Genomic DNA, 18,233 nt, shown 5'->3' on the forward strand with positions numbered 1-18,233 from the left:
TTAGTGTCGGCGTCGACGAGCGCGAGGCATCGGCATCGCGCGATCAACCGGAGGACGGATCGACATGCGCATCGCAGTACTGGGCACCGGCATGGTCGGCCGGGCGATCGCCGGACGGGCGGCCGAACTGGGCCACGAGGTGACCGTCGGCACGCGGGACGCGACCGCCGCCCGCGACGACTGGACCGAGTGGGCCGCCGCCCACCCCACCGTCACCCTGGCCGGCTACGCCGACGCCACGGCGGGCGCGGAGCTGGTGGTGAACGCGACCAGCGGCGACGGCTCGCTGCCCGCGCTGACCGCCGCCGGCGAGGAGAACCTGGCCGGCAAGGTGCTGCTCGACATCGCCAACCCGCTCGACTTCACCAACGGCTTCCCGCCCACCCTGTCGGTGCTCAACGACGACTCGCTGGGCGAGCGGATCCAGCGGGCGTTCCCGCGGACGAGGGTGGTGAAGGCACTCAACACGCTCACCGCCGACCTGATGGTCCAGCCCCGGCAGCTCGCCGACGGCGACCACAGCGTCTTCGTCTCCGGCGACGACGCGGCGGCGAAGACGCTGGTGACCGAGCTGCTCACCAGCTTCGGCCACACCGACGTGATCGACCTCGGCGACATCGGCACCGCCCGTGGCACCGAGATGCTGCTGCCGCTCTGGCTGCGCCTCTACGGCCGGCTCGGCACCGGCATCTTCAACGTCAAGGTCGTCCGCTGAGCTGAGCTGTTAAGAAGGGGCCCCTGCTATACCGAATGCGTTAACAGGGGGCCCCTCCTTACCTCTCACGGCTCGAACTTGTAGCCCAGACCGCGCACGGTGACGATGAAACGCGGCGCGGACGGCTCCGGCTCGACCTTCGAGCGCAGCCGCTTGACGTGCACGTCCAGGGTCTTGGTGTCACCGACGTAGTCGGCGCCCCAGACCCGGTCGATCAGCTGCCCCCGGGTCAGCACCCGGCCCGCGTTGCGCAGCAGCAGCTCCAGCAGCTCGAACTCCTTCAGCGGCAGCTGCACGGCCGCTCCCTCGACGGTCACCACGTGCCGCTCGATGTCCATCCGCACCGGGCCGGCGGCCAGCGTCGGCGCGCCCGACTCGGCGGCCTCGGCGGTCTGCCGGCGCAGCACCGCCCGGATCCGGGCCACCAGCTCCCGCGGCGAGTACGGTTTGGTCACGTAGTCGTCGGCGCCGATCTCCAGGCCGACCACCTTGTCGATCTCGCTGTCCCGCGCGGTGACCATGATGATCGGCACGTGCGAGCGCTGCCGGAGTTGCCGGCAGACCTCGGTGCCGGACATCTCCGGCAGCATCAGGTCGAGCAGCACGATGTCGGCGCCGGTCCGGTCGAACTCGGTGAGGGCGTCCGGCCCCGTCGCGGCGACGGAGACCTCGAAGCCCTCCTTGCGGAGCATGTAGGACAGGGCGTCGGAGAACGATTCCTCGTCCTCGACCACCAGTACGCGGCTCAACGGGTGTTCCTTTCCTGTGGTTCAGGCCTGCCGGAACTCGGCCGGCCCGGCCTCGATCCCAGCGGAGGCGAGTGTCGCCTCCAGGTCGTCCGGGGGGCTGGCGGGCAGCCGTAGGGTGAACGTCGACCCGCCCCCAAGAGTGCTCGACACGTCCACCCGACCGCCATGGTTGCTCGCGATGTGCTTGACGATGGCCAGGCCGAGGCCGGTGCCGCCGGTGGAGCGGGACCGCGCCTGGTCGGCCCGGTAGAAGCGCTCGAAGATCCGGTCGACGTCGGTCGGGGCGATGCCGATGCCCTGGTCGGTGACGGCGATCTCGACGACGTCCTCGGCCCGCCGGGCGGTCAGCCGTACGCAGGTGTCCTCGCCGGAGTAGTTGATCGCGTTCTCCACCAGGTTGGCCACGGCGGTGGCGAGCTGGCTGTCGCTGCCGTACACGGTCAGGCCGCGCTCGCCCTCGACGGCCACCTCCACCCGGCGGGCGGCGGCCGCGGTCCGGGTCCGGTCGAGCACCTCGGCGATCACCCAGTCCACCGCGACCGGCTCCGGCGGCGGCTGCGGCTCCGCGCCCTGGAGCCGGGTCAGTTCCAGCAGCTCCTGCACCAGCCGGCCCAACCGGGTCGACTCGTGCTGGATCCGCTCGGCGAACCGGCGGGCCGCCAGCATGTCCTCGGAGAGGCCGGCGGCGTCCTCGTCGGCCGGCTCGGTGGCGTCGACCAGCGCCTCGGCGAGCAGCTGGAGGGCACCGATCGGGGTCTTCAGCTCGTGGCTGACGTTGGCCACGAAGTCGCGGCGGACCCGGGCGAGCCGGTGCGACTCGGTCACGTCGGCCGCCTCGACGGCGATGTAGCCGGCACCCAGCCCCATCGCCCGCAGGTGCACGCCGAGCGGGTTGACCCCGGCGTTGTCGCGGCCCCGCGGCAGGTCGAGCTCGATCTCGCGCCGCACGCCGGTCCGCCGCACCTGGCCGGCCAGGGTACGGATCAGCGGGTGCGCGGCGATCGAGCCGGGGGCGGCACCGGTACGCAGCAGGCCCATCGCCCGGGCGGCCGGGTTCACCAGCACCGGCACGTCGTCCGGGTCCAGCACCACCACGCCGGCCCGGAGGGAGGCGATCGTCTTGCGGCCGAGCCCGGGGAGCCCGGCCTGCTGGTCGTCGGGAATCGCGAGCCTCCCTGAGCTCCGGCGGGAGCCGGTGCTCCCCGGCGACGCCACCCGGCGCCACCTTGCCCTCACGGGCCCGGACAGCAGCAGTCCGGCGACCAGTCCGGTCACCAGAGCCACGGCCACGATGGCCGCCACCGCCCATTCCACCTGGCGATCGTAGGGTCATTGTTAACCTGGCTATCGCCCAGAACGGGACGAACCACTCTCACTTCCGGGAAAGTTCACCCCGCGTCCCCGCGTCGTTCACCGGCGTTCACCTCCGGTCCTGTTCCCCCGGCCTACCGTGGGTCGCGCACCTGCTCAACCCGTGCGCCGGCGTCCGAACCGGGACCGGCGGCCACCGACCACAGGACGTGATGATGCGCGACGAGTTCCGGGCCGACCTCCAGATCGTCAGCCAGCTGCTGGTGGACATGGCGGAGGCCATCCGCGCCGCCATGCGCCAGGCGACCCGCGCCCTGCTCACCGCCGACCGGCAGGCGGCCGAGACGGTGATCCAGCGGGACGCCGAGATCGACGAGCTGTACCGGCACGTCGAGGAGCGGGTCTGCGACCTGCTCGCCCGGCAGGCGCCGGTCGCCTCCGACCTGCGCGCCATGATCACCGCGCTGCACGTCGCGGCCGACCTGGAGCGGATGGGCGACCTGGCCGACCACGTCGCCAAGACGGCCCTGCGCCGGCACCCGTCCCCGGCCGTACCGGCCGAGCTGCGGGCGATCTTCACCGAGATGGCCGCGGTCGCCGACCGGATGGCCGAGAAGATCGGCACGGTGCTGGCCAAGCCCGACGCCGACCTCGCCGCCGAACTGGACCGCGACGACGACGCGATGGACGACCTGCACAAGAGCCTCTTCGCCGTGCTGCTCGGCGACGACTGGCCGTACGGGGTGGAGACGGCGATCGACGGCACCCTGCTCGGTCGCTTCTACGAGCGCTTCGCCGACCACGCGGTGAACGCCGGCGAGCACGTGGTCTATCTGATCACCGGCGAGACCTCGCCCTCGGCGGGCTGACCGCGAAGGAGGGGCCCCTTGTTAACACACGTGTGTTAACAAGGGGCCCCTCCTTACATCTCAGCGGCCCTGGTTGGCGACCGCGGCGGCGGCGGCCTTCGCGGCCTCCGGGTCGAGATAGGTGCCGCCCAGGGTCTGCGGGCGCAGCTGCGGGTCGAGGTCGTAGCGCAGCGGGATCCCGGTGGGGATGTTCAGCTTGGCGATCGCCTCGTCGGAGATCTGGTCGAGGTGCTTGACCAGGGCGCGCAGCGAGTTGCCGTGCGCCGCCACCAGCACCGTCCGACCGGCCAGGATGTCCGGCACGATCGAGTCGTACCAGTAGGGCAGCATCCGCTCGACGACGTCCTTGAGGCACTCCGTGCGCGGCATCAGCTCGGTGGGCAGCAGCTTGTACCGGGGGTCGCCGACCTGGGAGAACTCGTCGTCGTCCGCGATCGGCGGCGGCGGGGTGTCGTAGGAGCGGCGCCAGAGCATGAACTGCTCCTCGCCGTACTCCTCGAGGGTCTGCTTCTTGTTCTTGCCCTGGAGGGCGCCGTAGTGGCGCTCGTTGAGCCGCCACGACCGGCGCACCGCGATCCAGTGCCGGTCGGCGGCGTTCAGCGCCAGCTCGGCCGTGCGGATCGCCCGGCGCATCACGCTGGTGTGCACCACGTCCGGCAGCAGGCTGTGCTCGCGCAGCAGTTCGCCGCCGCGCCGCGCCTCCGCCTCGCCCTTGGCGGTCAGGTCGACGTCCACCCAGCCGGTGAAGAGGTTCTTCGCGTTCCAGTCGCTCTCGCCGTGCCGCAGCAGGACCAGCGTCCCGACGGTGGGCCCTTCGCTCGCAGTCATGCCGATCATCCTGCCGCACGCCGTCGGCGGACACGCGGGGACCGGCGGTGACGACCACCACGTGGAAAAGCGGGTGACCGGCGTTCCGCCCCGGCACTAGGTTGTAAGGCGCTAGAGATACATCGGTCATTACCGAAGCGGGGGCGTCGGCATGCGGACGGTACGGAGCTGGTTCCGGGACACGACAGGCGGCCTGCCCCGGGACTTCTGGTATCTCTGGGCCGGCACGCTGGTCAACCGGCTCGGCTCGTTCGTGCTGGTCTTCCTCGCCATCTACCTGACCCGGGAACGTGGCTTCTCCCCCGCCCAGGCCGGCCTGGTGCTGGGGCTGTGGGGCGTCGGCGGCGCGGTCGGCACCACCGTCGGCGGCACCCTCACCGACCGGTGGGGGCGGCGACCCACCCTGCTCACCGCCCACCTGGGCGCGGCGGCCATGATGCTCGCCCTCGGCTTCGCCCGCCCCCTCTGGACGGTCGCGGCCGGCGCCCTGCTGCTCGGGCTCTTCGCCGAGGCGGCCCGGCCCGCGTTCGGCGCCATGATGGTCGACGTCGTGCCGGCGAAGGACCGGCTGCGCGCCTTCTCCCTGAACTACTGGGCGATCAACCTCGGCTTCGCCTGCGCCGCCGTGCTGGCCGGGCTCGCCGCGCAGGCCGGCTACCTGCTGCTCTTCGTGGTCGACGCGACCACCACCCTGGTCACCGCGCTGATCATCTTCACCCGGGTACGGGAGACCCGGAAGGTCACCGCCACTGTCGTGGTCCGCACCGGGCAGCCCGGGGCGCTGCGGACCATCCTCGCCGACCGGGTCTTCCTCGGCTTCGTGCTGCTCAACCTCTTCGCCGCGCTGGTCTTCCTCCAGCACATCTCGATGCTGCCGATCGCCATGGGTGACTCCGGCCTGAGCCCGGCCACCTACGGCTCGGTGATCGCGCTCAACGGGGTGCTGATCGTCGCCGGCCAGCTCTTCGTACCCCGGCTCATCCGGGGCCGGAGCCGTTCACACGTGTTGGCCCTGGCCTCGGTGGTGATGGGCGTCGGCTTCGGCCTGACCGCGTTCGCGGACACCGCCTGGCTCTACGGCCTCACCGTGCTGATCTGGACGGTCGGCGAGATGCTCAACTCGCCCTCCAACGCGACGCTGATCGCCGAACTCTCCCCGGCCGCGCTGCGCGGTCGCTACCAGGGCGTCTTCTCCCTCTCCTGGCAGGCGGCCGCAGCGGTCGGCCCGGTCCTCGGTGGACTGGTCCGGGAACATGCCGGCAACAGCGCGCTCTGGCTGGGCTGCGCCGTGGTCGGCGGGCTGGCGGCGGTCGCCCACCTGGTCTCCGGGCCGGCCCGCGAACGGCGGGCCACCGAACTGCGAACCCCGGCCGCCCCGGTCACCGTCGCCCCGCCGGCAGCCGCGCCCGCGCCGGTCCCGGCCACCTCCTGAGTACGCCCACCGCACCCCACCGTCGCGCCGACCGGCCGCCCGCTCTACGGTCGGAGGCGTACCGGTTAACAAACCTTCCTGGAGGACGGGTGCGCGGGCTGCGGCGCTGGTGGGACGACACGGCCGGCGGGCTCCCCACCACCTTCTGGTACCTCTGGTCCGGGCTGCTGGTCAACCGGGCCGGCGCGTTCGCGGTGCTCTTCCTCTCGCTCTACCTCACCGACGCCCGCGGCGCGTCCGAGTCCCTGGCGGGCGCGGTGGTCGGCGCGTACGGGGCCGGCGGGGCGGTCGGCGTGCTGCTCGGCGGGGTGCTGGCCGACCGGTGGGGCCGCCGGGCCACGCTGCTCGCCGCCCACCTCGGCGCGGCCGGGCTGATGACGGCGCTCGCGTTCAGCCGACAGCTCGCGGTGATCGCGGTACTCGCCGCGCTGGTCGGGGTGGTCCACTCGATGCCCAGCCCCGCCTTCGTGGCGGCGATCGTCGACGTGGTGCCGGAGCACCGCCGCTCCCGCGCGTTCAACCTGCAGTTCTGGGCGTTCAACCTCGGCATGGCGGTCGCCTCGCTGCTGGCCGGCGTGCTCGCCGAGGCGAGCTTCCTGGCTCTGTTCCTGGTCGACGCCGCCGCCACCCTCGCCGCCGCGGTGATCATCGCGGTGAAGGTCCCCGAGACGCTGGTCCGGCGACGCCCGCCGGCCACCCTCCCGGCCGCGTCGTCCGCGCGCCGGCCGGGGCTGGCCACCGCGTTGACCGACCGCACCTTCCTGGTCTTCGTCGCGCTGACCTTCGTGCTGGCCGTGCTGACCATGCAGACGTCCACGATCATGCCGCTGGCGATGCGCGCGGACGGCCTGGGCCCTTCGGCGTACGGGCTGGTGGTGGCGCTGGGCGGGACGCTGATCGTGGTCGGGCAACTCTTCGTGCCCCGGTTGATCGAGGCGTACCGGAAGGCCACCGTGCTGTCGGTCTCGACCGGGCTGATGGCGCTCGGCTTCGGCGCGCTGGCGTACGCCGACGACCTGCCGGTCTATCTGGGCGCGGCGGTGGTCTGGACCATCGGCTCGATGCTCGCCGCCCCGCCGAACGCGCAGATCAACGCCGAACTGGCCCCACCGGAGCTGCGCGCCCGCTACCAGTCGGTCTTCTACCTGACCTTCCCGGCGGCCTCGTTCGTGGCACCGGCGCTCGGCGGGCTCAGCCTCCAGCACCTCGGCGAACGGCACTGGCTGATCGTCGGCGGCCTCGGCGTGGTGGCAGCGGTCGGGCACCTGCTCGCCGGGCCACCCCGCGAACGCCGGGTCGCCGCCCGCCACGCGCTGCGGCCGCAGCGGCCCGAAGCGGCATCCGGGGCTGGACGGCGCTGAGCGCCCACCTCGACCCCCGTCGTGGTGGGCGCTCGCGCCGTGCTCCCGGCGGCGGCGGGCGACCCTCACCCCCGTAAGCGTCGCCCGCTCGCGCCGCCGGTTCAACGAGTGGCACCGTCCCCCAACGGCGTGCCCCACCCGTCCTTCGCGCCTCGCTTGCGCGGATCTGATCGATCCGCCGCTCCCCCGAACGATTCCAAGCGTGGCGCGGTGCAATAAAGTTAGTTCGACCGTATTCCGGATTCAACTCAGATCGCTGTCTCGCCCGTCACAGCACCGGTGTCCGGCATCCGACTGTTCCTGCTCCGGGCCTCGGGCTTGCCAACAGCGGGTTCCCGTCGGCAATTCCGGTAAACCTCAGGCGTCCTCCCGATCCGGGTTCTCGGTGCGGAAGAAGTTGCTCTGCCGGCCGTCGCGCAACTGCTCCTGGTAGATCAGGTTCAGCCCGCGCGAGTCGAAGGTCCGGAACCAGTCGTCCCAGCTGATCTCCCGGATCCGGCTGCTCTCCCGGTAACCCGGGATGTTGAAGGTGAGCACCCCCGGCCGGCCCTCCCGCTCGGTGCCGGCGATGGTGGCCGGTTTGGCGTTGCGGGCCCGCGCCCAGCGCTGGATCACCTCGTGGTTCGCGGTCACCAGGCTCCGACCGGGACGCTCCGGACGATCGGCGGGCGAGGTGATCTGCTGGGACGACGACACCGAACGGGCGGAGGAGCGACCCGTCCTGACCGGGGTCCGCGCCGCCGTACCGCCGGCTGCGGCGCGGGTGCCGGCGGCCTTTGCCGGCGCGGCGCGCGTACCCCCGGCCGGGCGCGGAGCCCGGGCGGTCGTCGCGGCGCGGGAGCGGGACGGCGTCGCCTTCTTCGCGGCGGACGCCTTCCGGGCCGGCGCGGCCTTCGCCCGCGCGCCCGACGCCTTCGCGGCCGGGGTGGCCTTGGCCCGCGCCCCGGAAGCCTTCGCGGCGGGCGCCGCCTTGGCCCGGGACGGTGCGCTCCGACGCGCCCCCGTGGTCTTCTTCGCCGCGGTCGCCTTCCTGGTCGCCGACGCCCGGCCCGCCGGACCGGTGCTCCGGCGGGCGGCCCCACCGACCCGCCCCTCCGACCGCAGCGTGCGGGCCAGGGTTTTCACCAACTCCGGCTTGCGCAGCGCGGAGATGCCGGACACCCCGCGCCGGCGGAGCTGGCCACGGATGTCGTCGACCTTCATCCGCGAGATCTCGGATTCGGAGATGCCCGGCGTGCCCGGGGTCTGGTTGCCGGCTTGCCGCTTGGTGCTGGTCGCAGTCGCGCCGCGACCTGAGCTGTTGCGCTGAGCCATGGGACACACGCTCCTCGACAGTCCGTCCTCGGCGCGCGGTGGATCCCAGTGCCGCACCGCGCGGTGCGGCATACCCGTCAGGACGGGTCCGAACCTCCGGCGGACGTCGGAACGCTCCCGGCCGCCTCCCCGGACGGCTCGAAGAGGTGCGCGAAGGCGGCCAGGTTCGCCGTCGACTCGCCCCGCTTGACCCGCCACTCCCACTCCCGGCGGATCGAGCTGCCGAAGCCGATCTCCAGCATCGTGTCGAAGGACTCGTCGGAGTAGGTGAGCACCGCGCCGAGCAGCCGGTCCAGCTCCGCCTCGTCCACCCCGGCCAGGTTGACCCGCCCGGTCAGATAGACGTCGCCGACGGTGTCGATGGAGAACGAGACGCCGTACATCCGGGCGTTGCGCTGCAGCAGCCAGGCCCAGAGCTCCTCGCGGCGCTCGTCGGGCTGGCGCATCACGAACGCCTCGACCCGCAGCGCGTGCTCGCCGACGATCAGGTTGCAGATCGTCTTGAGCTTGTGCGTGCCGGGCAGGGTCACCGCGTACGACGCCTCGCCGGTGGACTCCCACTCCAGTTCCCGCTCGGCGCAGACGGACTCGATCAGGGCGGCGACCTCGCTGCTACGGCTCATCGCACCCACTCTACGACCGGCCTCCCCGCCGCGCCCTGTACGCCGGCGCTCACCAGGAACAGGCGGCGAGGCGGTTGGCGAGCCGGCCACGGTGCTCGGCGATCGCCTCGCCGTAGACGGCGAGCAGGCCGGAGGCCGTGCGCTGCCAGGAGAAGTTGCGGGCGTGCCGCTCCGCGCCCCGACCCAGGGCCGCCCGGCGCAGCCGGTCCGGCAGCAGCGCGGCGAGCGTACGGGCCCAGTCGACCGGGTCGTGGCCGTCGATGAGCACCCCGCTGACGCCGTCCCGGACGGCGGTGACCAGCCCGCCGACGGCGGCGGCCAGCACCGGCGTACCGCAGGCCTGGGCCTCCAGCGCGACCAGCCCGAACGACTCGTTGTACGACGGCACCGCGACCAGGTCGGCGGCCCGGTAGAGCGCCGGCAGGGCGTCACCGGTCTGCGGCGGCAGGAAACGCACCCGGTCGGCGACACCGAGCGAGGCGGCCAGCTCGATCAGCGCGGTCGGCCGGTCCAACCCGCTGCCGCTGGGGCCGCCGCAGATCACCACGGACAGCTCGTCGGCGCGAGCGGGATCCCGCTCGCGCAGCGCCGCGACCGCCCGGATCAGCACGTCGGGGGCCTTGAGCGGCTGGATCCGGCCGACGAAGGCCACCACGTACCCGTCGGTGGGCAGCCCCAGCCGGCGGCGGGCGGCGAGCGCCGCGCGCTGCCGGTCGCCGGCGGCCGGGCGGAACCGGTCCAGGTCGACGCCGGGCTCCACCACGGCGACCCGGGCCGGGTCGGCGTCGTAGCGGTCGAGCAGGTCGCGGGCCTCCACGCGGGTGTTGGCGACCAGCCGGTCGGCCTCGGCGACCACCTGCTCCTCGCCGATCACCCGGGCCTTCGGCTCGGGCCGGTCACCGGCGGCGAGCTGGGCGTTCTTCACCTTGGCCAGGGTGTGCGCGGTGTGCACCAGCGGCACCCCCCAGCGCTCCTTGGCCAGCCAGCCGACCTGACCGGAGAGCCAGTAGTGCGAGTGGATCAGGTCGTAGTGGCCCGGCGGGCGGGCCGCCTCGGCGCGCAGCACGCCGGCGGTGAAGGCGCAGAGCTGACCGGGCAGTTCCTCCTTGGTCAGCCCCTCCAGCGGGCCGGCGGTGACGTGCCGGACGTGCACGCCGGGCGACATCTCGACCACCGGCGGCAGGTCACCCGAGGTGGCCCGGGTGAAGATCTCCACCTCGACGTCGGCCTCGGCCAGCCGGCGGGCCACCTCCAGGATGTAGACGTTCATCCCGCCGGCGTCGCCCGTGCCGGGCTGGTGCAGCGGCGAGGTGTGTACGGAGAGCGTGGCGATCCGCCGGGGCCGCGGCCACGGCAGGGCACCTCGCTGACGACCGATACCGGTGTGCAACTCCGCCACGTCCGCTCCCTCTGTCACGGTTGATGCCGTCCCGCACGACCGGCGCTCTTCGGTCAACCTCCGCGCCGGATGTCATCTTCCCCATCGGGCTTCGGAAATGCGTGCCGCCCGGCTCCGGGCGTGACGGACCTCATCACGGCACGGGGAACAGGGCCGGGAGAGAATGGCCGGATGAGCTCAGTCGCGATCGTCACCGGGGCGTCCAGCGGGATCGGCGCGGCCACCGCCCGCCGGCTGGCCGCCGAGGGTTTCCACGTGCTCGCCGCCGCGCGGCGTACCGACCGGTTGGCGGCGCTGGTCGCCGAGATCGAACGGGCCGGTGGGACCGCGACCGCGGTGGCCTGCGACGTCACCTCCGACGAGTCGGTCGCCGGCCTGGCCGAGGCCGCCGCCGCGGCGCCGGGGCCGGTCACCCTGCTGGTCAACAACGCCGGCGGGGCCCGCGGCCTGGACCCGGTGGAGTCCGGCTCGGTGGGCGACTGGCAATGGATGTACGACGTGAACGTGCTCGGCACGCTCCGGGTCACCCAGGCGCTGCTGCCCGCGTTGGTGGACTCCGGCGCCGGCACGATCGTCATCGTCAGCTCCACCGCCGGCTTCACCGTCTATGAGGGCGGCGGCGGCTACACGGCCGCCAAGCACGCGCAGACGGCGATCGCCGGGACGCTGCGGCTGGAACTCTCCGGCCGCCCGGTCCGGGTGATCGAGATCGACCCCGGGATGGTGAGGACCGACGAGTTCGGCCTGGTCCGCTTCGACGGCGACGCCGACCGGGCCGCCGCCGTCTACGCCGGGGTGGCCGAGCCGCTGGTCGCCGACGACGTGGCCGACTGCATCGCCTGGTGCGCCACCCGCCCGCACCACGTCAACGTGGACCGGCTGGTGGTGCGCCCGCTGGCCCAAGCCGCCCAGCACAAGGTGCACCGGGTGAGCTGAGGTGACCGCACGACGGCCGCTCGGGGTGGTCACCCGGGGGACGACGAATCCGAACCGGCTGCGCCGGGTGGACAACTGGATCGTCGAGACCTGCGGGGACGCGCTGCGGTCGGCGGCCGACCCGCTGGTGGTCGACCTGGGCTACGGCGCCACCCCGGTCACCGCGGTCGAGCTGCGGGCCCGGCTGGCGGCCGGGGTCCGCGCCGACGTCCGGGTGGTCGGGCTGGAGATCGATCCGGTACGCGTCGCCGCCGCCCGGCCCGCCGCCGACCCGCCGTGGTTGACCTTCGCCCGGGGCGGTTTCGAGCTGGCCGGCCTGCGTCCCGCCCTGGTCCGCGCGTTCAACGTGCTCCGCCAGTACGACGAGTCCGAGGTCGCCGAGGCGTGGCGGACGGTCACCGACCGGCTCGCGCCGGGCGGGCTGCTGGTCGAGGGGACCTGCGACGAGTTGGGCCGGCTCGGCAGTTGGGTGCTGCTCGACGCGGAGGGGCCGCGCACCTTGACCCTGGCGGCCCGACTGACGACGCTGGAGAGCCCCGCCCAGCTCGCCGAGCGCCTACCCAAGGCGCTGATCCACCGCAACGTCCCCGGTGAGCGCATCCACGACCTGATCCGCGCCCTCGACGACGCCTGGCAGTCGTCCGCCGCCTACGCCCCCTTCGGCCCCCGCCACCGCTGGGTGGAGGCGGTCCACGCCGTCCGCGCCGCCGGCTGGCCCGTCCAGGATCGCCCCCGCCGCTGGCGCCACGGCGAACTCACCCTCCCCTGGCCCGCGGTGGCCCCCACCCCGGGTTGATCAGGAGGTCGGCGGCGCTGTCGGTGTCGACCTCGCATCGCGCCGCCAACTCGATGCTCACCGCAGCAGGGGTCCCGGGTCCACGCCCTTTGACCGGCGGCCTGCGAGGTGCCCCGGATCTGCTCCGGCAGGCAGGTCCTCGCTGCACACCGTCGCGACGATGCAATCACTCAAGGTGACGCTGACGCAGCGTCACCGCACGACCTTGGATCAGCTCGCGGGAGGAAATCAAAAACCCCTTAAAGGGTACGAAACTCTCACCTGGCCGGAGCCGACCGTCCCTTCTTCTCTCCCTTTGCTCTGCAGCCACCGACGCATTAGTTACAGAGCGTCCCCTGATGCGTCCATGGCTGCAAAGCAAAGGGCAGCGGCGAGGGGTTGCCGGGCGGGCAGGCGATCACCCTGAGTCAGGTCCCGAACAGCGGCGTCGGGTGGGTCAGACGGTGCAGTTGACGAGGACGGGTTCGGGGTGGAGGGTGACGCCGAAACGGTCGTGGACGCCGTCGCGGATCTCGCGGGCCAGGGCGACCAGAGCGGCCGTGCTGGCCCGGCCGGTGTGGTTGGTGAGGGCGAGGGTGTGCTTGCTGGAGATGGCGACGCCCTCGGGGCCGGGGTGGCCCTTGGCGAAGCCGGCCTTGTCGATCAGCCAGGCGGCGCTGATCTTCACCAGGTCACCGGCCCCGGGCCAGGACGGCGGCTCACCGAGGTCGGCCGCGCGTTCCCGGAGCAACTGGTAGGCCTCGCGGTCGAGCACCGGGTTGGTGAAGAACGAGCCGACCGACCAGGTGTCCGGGTCGCTGTCGTCGAGCACCATGCCCTTGCCGGCGCGCAGCCGCAGCACGGTGGCCCGGGCGTCGGCCAGCGGCACCCGGTCGCCCACCTCGACGCCGAGCGCGCGGGCCAGTTCGGCGTAGCGGACCGGGCCGGAGAGCGGGGAGCGGGTCAGCCGGAAGTCGACCGAGAGCACGACCCACCGGTCGCTGTACTTGAAGATGCTGCCCCGGTACGCGAACCCGCAGTCCGCCGCGTCGATCCGGCCGACGCCGCCCTCGGTGCGGTCGTAAACCTGCACGCCGGTGATGGTCTCGGCGACCTCCTGGCCGTAGGCCCCGACGTTCTGGATCGGGGTGGCGCCGGCCGAGCCGGGGATGCCGGAGAGGCACTCCAGTCCGGACCAGCCGTTGGCGACGGTGGCGGCGACGAAGTCGTCCCAGGGCTCGCCGGCCTCGACCCGTACGGTGACGGTGTCGGCCTCCTCGGCGACCACCCGCAGCCCCCGGGAGCGCACCAGCACGACGGTGCCGGGGAAGCCCTGGTCGCCGACCACCACGTTGCTGCCACCCGCGAGGATCAGGACCGGGTCGTCCCGCCGTTCCGCTTCCTGCACCTTATGTACGATTTCCTCGGCACTGGTGGCGGTCGCCAACCGACCGGCGGTGCCACCGAGGCGGAGCGTGGTGTATCTCGCCAGGATGGCCGGGTCGGTCGGTTCGGCTCCGGTCGTCGGTTCGGCGTAGACGTCTGACACGCCTTTCACCCTAGGCTGAGGGGTAGCCGCGGCACCCACTGGTGGCCCGGTCACCCCCGGGAGGATTGCGATGAGCAGACTGCACGGCACGAAGGACTTCTGGATCGGCGCGCTGCGGACCGAGGGCCCCGCCTTCGCCGCCGCGGTCGCCGAGGCGCCGCCGGAGACACCCGTGCTGTCCTGTCCCGGCTGGACCGTCGCCGACCTCGCCACCCACCTCGCCGGTGTCTACGCCTGGGTCCGGGGCGTCGCGGGCTCCGGCACGACGGTGGCGCCGGAGCGCCGCCAGCACCCCGACGCGCCCGCCGGGCTCAGCCCCGCCGAGTGGTACCGGCAGGAGTACGACCAGCTCGTCGCGGTGCTGGAGGGACTCGACCCGGAGGCGCCGGCCTGGAACTGGGCGCCGCAACCGAAGAAGGCGGGCTTCTGGCCGCGCCGGGTGGCGCACGAGACGGCCGTGCACCGGTGGGACGCCCAGCTCGCCATCGCGGCCGGCGAGCCGATCGAGGCCAAGCTCGCCGCCGACGGGGTGAGCGAGGTGCTGGACACCTGGCTGCCGGCCGGGCGGCGCAAGGCGTCCGGCCAGTGGCACGGCGTGGTGCAGCTGAGCGCGACCGACGCCGCGCAGGAGTGGTACCTGCGGCTGCGCGGCGAGGGAATGGCCCTGCTGGACACCGCCACCCTCCTCGACCACGACGACCACCACGCCCGGGCGCAGGTCAGCGGCACCGCCAGCGACCTGCTGCTGGCGCTCTGGGGTCGGGTCAGTTTCGACACGCTCGGCGTGAGCGGCGACCCGCGCCTGCTGGACGGTCTGCGGGTGGGCTGACCCGACCGGGCGGGTCCCCGCCCACCGCGAGCACCACGAGGAGTGGCCTTCCCCCGTCGGAAGGCCACTCCTCGTCGTTGTCGGCGCGCTCCGGGACCCCTTTGGTAACGGTCTGAGAGCGCTCTCTTGACAGAAATTGAGACAGGGACCACCCTTTCGTGAGAGCGCTCTCTGAGTCAAGCGAAACACCTCCACCACCCGTACGACCTGAGGGGTCAGATAAGAGATGGCTACCTTCACGCGCCGCCGCCTGGCGGCGGTGGCCCTCGTTGCCACCACCGCACTGCTCGGCACCGCCGCCTGTGGTGGCGGCGACGACGACAAGTCCGCCGCCGGCGGGCCGGTCACCCTGACCGTCGACGTCTTCGGCCAGTTCGGCTACGACGACCTGTACAAGGAGTACATGGCCAGCCACCCCAACGTGAAGATCGTTGAGCGGGGCACCGGCAGCAACCTGGACGAGTACTCGCCGAAGCTGACCCAGTGGCTGGCGGCGGGCAAGGGCGCCGGCGACATCGTCGCCATCGAGGAAGGCCTGCTGGTCGAGTACAAGGCCAACCCGCAGAACTTCGTCAACCTGCTGGACCACGGCGCGGCCGACCTGAAGGGCAACTTCCTCGACTGGAAGTGGAACCAGGGCCTCACCGCCGACGGCAAGCAGCTGATCGGTCTCGGCACCGACGTCGGCGGCATGGCCATGTGCTACCGCAAGGACCTCTTCGCCAAGGCCGGCCTGCCGACCGACCGGGACGCCGTCTCCAAGCTCTGGCCCACCTGGCAGGACTACATCAAGGTCGGCGAGCAGTACAAGGCGAAGAACACCGGCACCGCGTTCCTCGACGGCGCGACCAACACCTTCAACACCATCCTGCTCCAGGCCGCCGGCAACAGCACCGGCTACAGCTACTACGACACCAGCAACAACCTGGTCGTGGACAGCAACCCGGCCGTCAAGCAGGCGTACGACACCACGCTGGACATCATCGACTCCGGCCTCTCCGGCAAGTACGGCTCCTGGTCCGAGGAGTGGGTGTCGGCGTTCAAGCAATCGAAGTTCGCCACCATCGCCTGCCCGGCCTGGATGACCGGTGTCATCGAGGGCAACGCCGGCCCGTCCGCCAAGGGCAAGTGGGACATCGCCAAGATCCCCGGCAACGGGGGCAACTGGGGCGGCTCGTTCCTCGCCGTGCCGAAGCAGGGCAAGCACCAGGCCGAGGCGATCGAGCTGGCCAAGTTCCTGACCAGCGCCAAGGGCCAGATCGGCGCCTTCAAGGCCAAGGGCCCGCTGCCGTCCTCGCCGCAGGCGCTGGAGGACCCGGCGATCGTCGCCTCCACCAACGAGTACTTCTCCGGCGCCTCCGTCGGCAAGATCTTCGCCGAGGGTGCCAAGAGCCTGAAGCCGGTCTACATGGGCCCGAAGAACCAGGCCGTCCGTACCGAGGTGGAGAACGCGGTCCGCACCGTCGAGCTGGGGCAGCGCAGCCCTGAGCAGGGCTGGACCGACGCGGTCAACAACGCCAAGAAGGCCGCCGCCAAGTAGTCCGAGAAGCCAGCGTGCGGGCGGGCCCCGGCAACGGGGTACCGCCCGCACGGCGGAAAGGAGTCACGGGCCATGGCCGTCCAGCTCGACGCCCGGCCGCCGGTCGCACCGGCGCACCGCACCCCCCGCCCCTCCCGGGTCGTCCGGCTCAGCCGGTTCGACACCCGGTACTCGCCGTACCTCTACATCGCCCCGTTCTTCCTGCTCTTCGGGGTGTTCGGGATCTACCCGCTGATCTACACGTTCTGGGTCTCGCTGCACGACTGGGACCTGCTCGGCGCCGAACACCCCTTCATCGGGTTCGACAACTACACCCAGCTGCTGGCCGACCCGGACTTCTGGCACTCGGTCGTCAACACCCTCGGCATCTTCGTCATCTCCACCGTCCCGCAGCTGCTCCTCGCGCTCTGGCTGGCCAACCTGCTCAACCGCCAGCTCCGGGCCCGGACCACCTGGCGGATGGCGGTGCTGATCCCGAACGTCACCTCGACCGCCGCCGTCGCAATCGTCTTCGCGGTGCTCTTCGGTCGCGAGTTCGGAATGATCAACTGGCTGCTGGACCACGTCGGCATCGCCGCGATCGACTGGAAGGCGAACCGGCTCGCCGCCTGGACCGCCATCTCGACCATGGTCGACTGGCGATGGACCGGCTACAACGCGCTGATCTTCCTGGCCGCGATGCAGTCCATCCCCCGCGACCTGTACGAGTCCGCCTCGATCGACGGTGCGAGCCGGTCGCGGCAGTTCTGGTCGATCACCGTGCCGCTGCTCAAGCCGACGATCGTCTTCGCGGTGATCATCTCCACCATCGGCGGGCTCCAGCTCTTCACCGAGCCCCGCCTCTTCAACTCCGGCACCAACGCGATCCGCGGCGGACCGCTGCGCGAGTCGCAGACGGTGACCATGTACATGTTCGAGAACGCCTTCGCGCCGCACTACAACTTCGGCTACGGCTCGGCCATCGCCTGGCTGCTCTTCGCCCTGATCGCGGTGGTCGCGGCCATCAACGTACTGCTGCTGCGCCGGCTCGGCGGCGGCGTCAAGGGGGAGAACTGATGTCCCGGATCTGGTCGGCCGGCCGACTCACCTACCTGGCGCTGACCCTCACCGCCTTCCTGTCGATCTTCCCGATCTACTGGATGTTCGTGGTGGCCAGCAAGACCAGCGACGCGATGGGGCAGGTGCCACCCCCGGTCACCCCGGGCGGCAACCTCGGTGCCAACATCGCCCGGCTCTTCGAGAACACCGACGCGTACTTCCTCACCGGTCTGATCAACTCGGCGATCGTGGCCGGCACGGTGACCGTCTCGGTGGTCTTCTTCTCCACGCTGGCCGGGTTCGCCTTCGCGAAGCTGCGCTTCCGGGGACGTAACGCGCTGCTGCTGACGATCGTCGCCACCATGATGGTGCCGACCCAGCTCGGCGTCATCCCGCTGTACATGCTGATGACGAAGCTGAACTGGAACGACCGGCTGCCGGCGGTCATCGTGCCGGCCCTGGTGACCGGCTTCGGGGTGTTCATGATGCGGCAGTACGCCGGCCAGGCGGTCAGCACCGAGCTGATCGAGGCGGCCCGGATGGACGGCTGCAACACGGCCCGGATCTACTGGAACGTCGTGCTGCCGGCACTGCGCCCGGCCGCCGCGGTGCTCGGCCTGCTCACCTTCATGACCACCTGGAACGACTTCCTCTGGCCGTACGCCGTGCTCAACGACCCGGAGAACCCGACCGTGCAGCTCTCGCTGCGGGCCCTGTCGGACGGCTACTACCAGGACATGTCGCAGGTGTTCACCGGGACGGCCATCGCCACCCTGCCCCTGTTGCTGGTCTTCGTCGTGTTCGGCCGCCAGATCATCGGCGGCATCATGGAAGGCGCGGTCAAGGCGTGAGCGCGAGGAGTGAGGCGGTTCTGCGAGCCCCGCAGTCGCGAACGAGGGTAGGTGCAGCATGAGCGCGAGGAGTGAGGCGGTTCTGCGGGCCCGGCAGTCGCGAACGAAAGAGGA

17 protein-coding genes are annotated in these 18,233 nt (G+C 72.0%); 10 read left to right on the forward strand and 7 right to left on the reverse strand.

What is annotated here, in order from left to right; translation table 11 throughout:
• Positions 1–64: 64 nt before the first annotated feature.
• Complete coding sequence (locus MRQ36_RS10215; protein WP_242794629.1) at positions 65–715, forward strand: NADPH-dependent F420 reductase; 651 nt, start codon at positions 65–67, stop codon at positions 713–715.
• A 65-nt stretch (positions 716–780) separates the two neighbouring features.
• Here the strand turns inward: MRQ36_RS10215 and MRQ36_RS10220 are convergent, their stop codons facing one another.
• Positions 781–1,464 carry a response regulator transcription factor gene (locus tag MRQ36_RS10220; protein ID WP_242794630.1) on the reverse strand — a complete coding sequence of 228 codons (684 nt, stop codon included), beginning with the start codon at positions 1,462–1,464 and terminating at the stop codon, positions 781–783.
• A gap of 21 nt (positions 1,465–1,485) precedes the next feature.
• Positions 1,486–2,757 (reverse strand): sensor histidine kinase, encoded by a 1,272-nt coding sequence (locus tag MRQ36_RS10225; protein ID WP_374251107.1) that lies wholly within the window; start codon positions 2,755–2,757, stop codon positions 1,486–1,488.
• A gap of 233 nt (positions 2,758–2,990) precedes the next feature.
• On the opposite strand from MRQ36_RS10225, the gene phoU reads away from it, so the two are divergent.
• Entirely contained in the window at positions 2,991–3,644 is a 654-nt protein-coding gene (phoU, locus tag MRQ36_RS10230; protein WP_242794632.1) for a phosphate signaling complex protein PhoU, read from the forward strand.
• Positions 3,645–3,704: 60 nt separating this feature from the next.
• Here the strand turns inward: phoU and MRQ36_RS10235 are convergent, their stop codons facing one another.
• Positions 3,705–4,472, reverse strand: coding sequence for a phosphoglyceromutase (locus tag MRQ36_RS10235; protein WP_242794633.1), 768 nt, complete (start codon positions 4,470–4,472; stop codon positions 3,705–3,707).
• Positions 4,473–4,623: 151 nt separating this feature from the next.
• On the opposite strand from MRQ36_RS10235, the gene MRQ36_RS10240 reads away from it, so the two are divergent.
• Positions 4,624–5,904, forward strand: a complete 1,281-nt coding sequence (locus MRQ36_RS10240) for an MFS transporter (protein ID WP_242794634.1) — start codon at positions 4,624–4,626, stop codon at positions 5,902–5,904.
• A gap of 89 nt (positions 5,905–5,993) precedes the next feature.
• Positions 5,994–7,265, forward strand: coding sequence for an MFS transporter (locus MRQ36_RS10245; protein WP_242794635.1), 1,272 nt, complete (start codon positions 5,994–5,996; stop codon positions 7,263–7,265).
• A gap of 357 nt (positions 7,266–7,622) precedes the next feature.
• Here MRQ36_RS10245 and MRQ36_RS10250 read toward each other — a convergent pair whose 3' ends face one another.
• From MRQ36_RS10250 to mshA, 3 genes are all read right to left on the reverse strand, one after another.
• Positions 7,623–8,579, reverse strand: a complete 957-nt coding sequence (locus MRQ36_RS10250) for a hypothetical protein (RefSeq protein WP_374249923.1) — start codon at positions 8,577–8,579, stop codon at positions 7,623–7,625.
• A gap of 77 nt (positions 8,580–8,656) precedes the next feature.
• Complete coding sequence (locus tag MRQ36_RS10255; protein ID WP_242794636.1) at positions 8,657–9,202, reverse strand: YbjN domain-containing protein; 546 nt, start codon at positions 9,200–9,202, stop codon at positions 8,657–8,659.
• A gap of 49 nt (positions 9,203–9,251) precedes the next feature.
• Entirely contained in the window at positions 9,252–10,601 is a 1,350-nt protein-coding gene (gene mshA, locus MRQ36_RS10260; protein ID WP_242794637.1) for a D-inositol-3-phosphate glycosyltransferase, read from the reverse strand.
• Positions 10,602–10,772: 171 nt separating this feature from the next.
• Here mshA and MRQ36_RS10265 point away from each other — a divergent pair, with 171 nt between their 5' ends.
• On the forward strand, positions 10,773–11,537 hold the full coding sequence (locus tag MRQ36_RS10265; protein ID WP_242794638.1) for an SDR family oxidoreductase: 765 nt from the start codon (positions 10,773–10,775) through the stop codon (positions 11,535–11,537).
• 1 nt (position 11,538) lies between these two features.
• Positions 11,539–12,333: a class I SAM-dependent methyltransferase gene (locus MRQ36_RS10270; protein WP_242794639.1), complete on the forward strand. Its 795-nt coding sequence runs from the start codon at positions 11,539–11,541 to the stop codon at positions 12,331–12,333.
• Between the two features lie 436 nt (positions 12,334–12,769).
• On the opposite strand, the gene MRQ36_RS10275 is transcribed toward MRQ36_RS10270, so the two are convergent.
• Positions 12,770–13,861 carry a UDP-N-acetylmuramate dehydrogenase gene (locus MRQ36_RS10275; RefSeq protein ID WP_308194795.1) on the reverse strand — a complete coding sequence of 364 codons (1,092 nt, stop codon included), beginning with the start codon at positions 13,859–13,861 and terminating at the stop codon, positions 12,770–12,772.
• 70 nt (positions 13,862–13,931) lie between these two features.
• On the opposite strand from MRQ36_RS10275, the gene MRQ36_RS10280 reads away from it, so the two are divergent.
• The 4 genes from MRQ36_RS10280 to MRQ36_RS10295 all read left to right on the forward strand — a co-directional run bounded on the left by MRQ36_RS10280 (position 13,932) and on the right by MRQ36_RS10295 (position 18,119).
• Positions 13,932–14,690, forward strand: coding sequence for a maleylpyruvate isomerase family mycothiol-dependent enzyme (locus MRQ36_RS10280; protein WP_242794640.1), 759 nt, complete (start codon positions 13,932–13,934; stop codon positions 14,688–14,690).
• A gap of 226 nt (positions 14,691–14,916) precedes the next feature.
• Positions 14,917–16,230 carry an ABC transporter substrate-binding protein gene (locus MRQ36_RS10285; RefSeq protein WP_242794641.1) on the forward strand — a complete coding sequence of 438 codons (1,314 nt, stop codon included), beginning with the start codon at positions 14,917–14,919 and terminating at the stop codon, positions 16,228–16,230.
• A gap of 72 nt (positions 16,231–16,302) precedes the next feature.
• On the forward strand, positions 16,303–17,286 hold the full coding sequence (locus MRQ36_RS10290) for a carbohydrate ABC transporter permease (RefSeq protein ID WP_242794642.1): 984 nt from the start codon (positions 16,303–16,305) through the stop codon (positions 17,284–17,286).
• Entirely contained in the window at positions 17,286–18,119 is an 834-nt protein-coding gene (locus tag MRQ36_RS10295) for a carbohydrate ABC transporter permease (protein WP_242794643.1), read from the forward strand. Before MRQ36_RS10290 ends, MRQ36_RS10295 begins: the two co-directional genes overlap by 1 nt.
• Positions 18,120–18,233 lie beyond the last annotated feature (114 nt).

It is taken from the genome of Micromonospora sp. R77, assembly GCF_022747945.1.
Taxonomy (GTDB): Bacteria; Actinomycetota; Actinomycetes; order Mycobacteriales; family Micromonosporaceae; genus Micromonospora.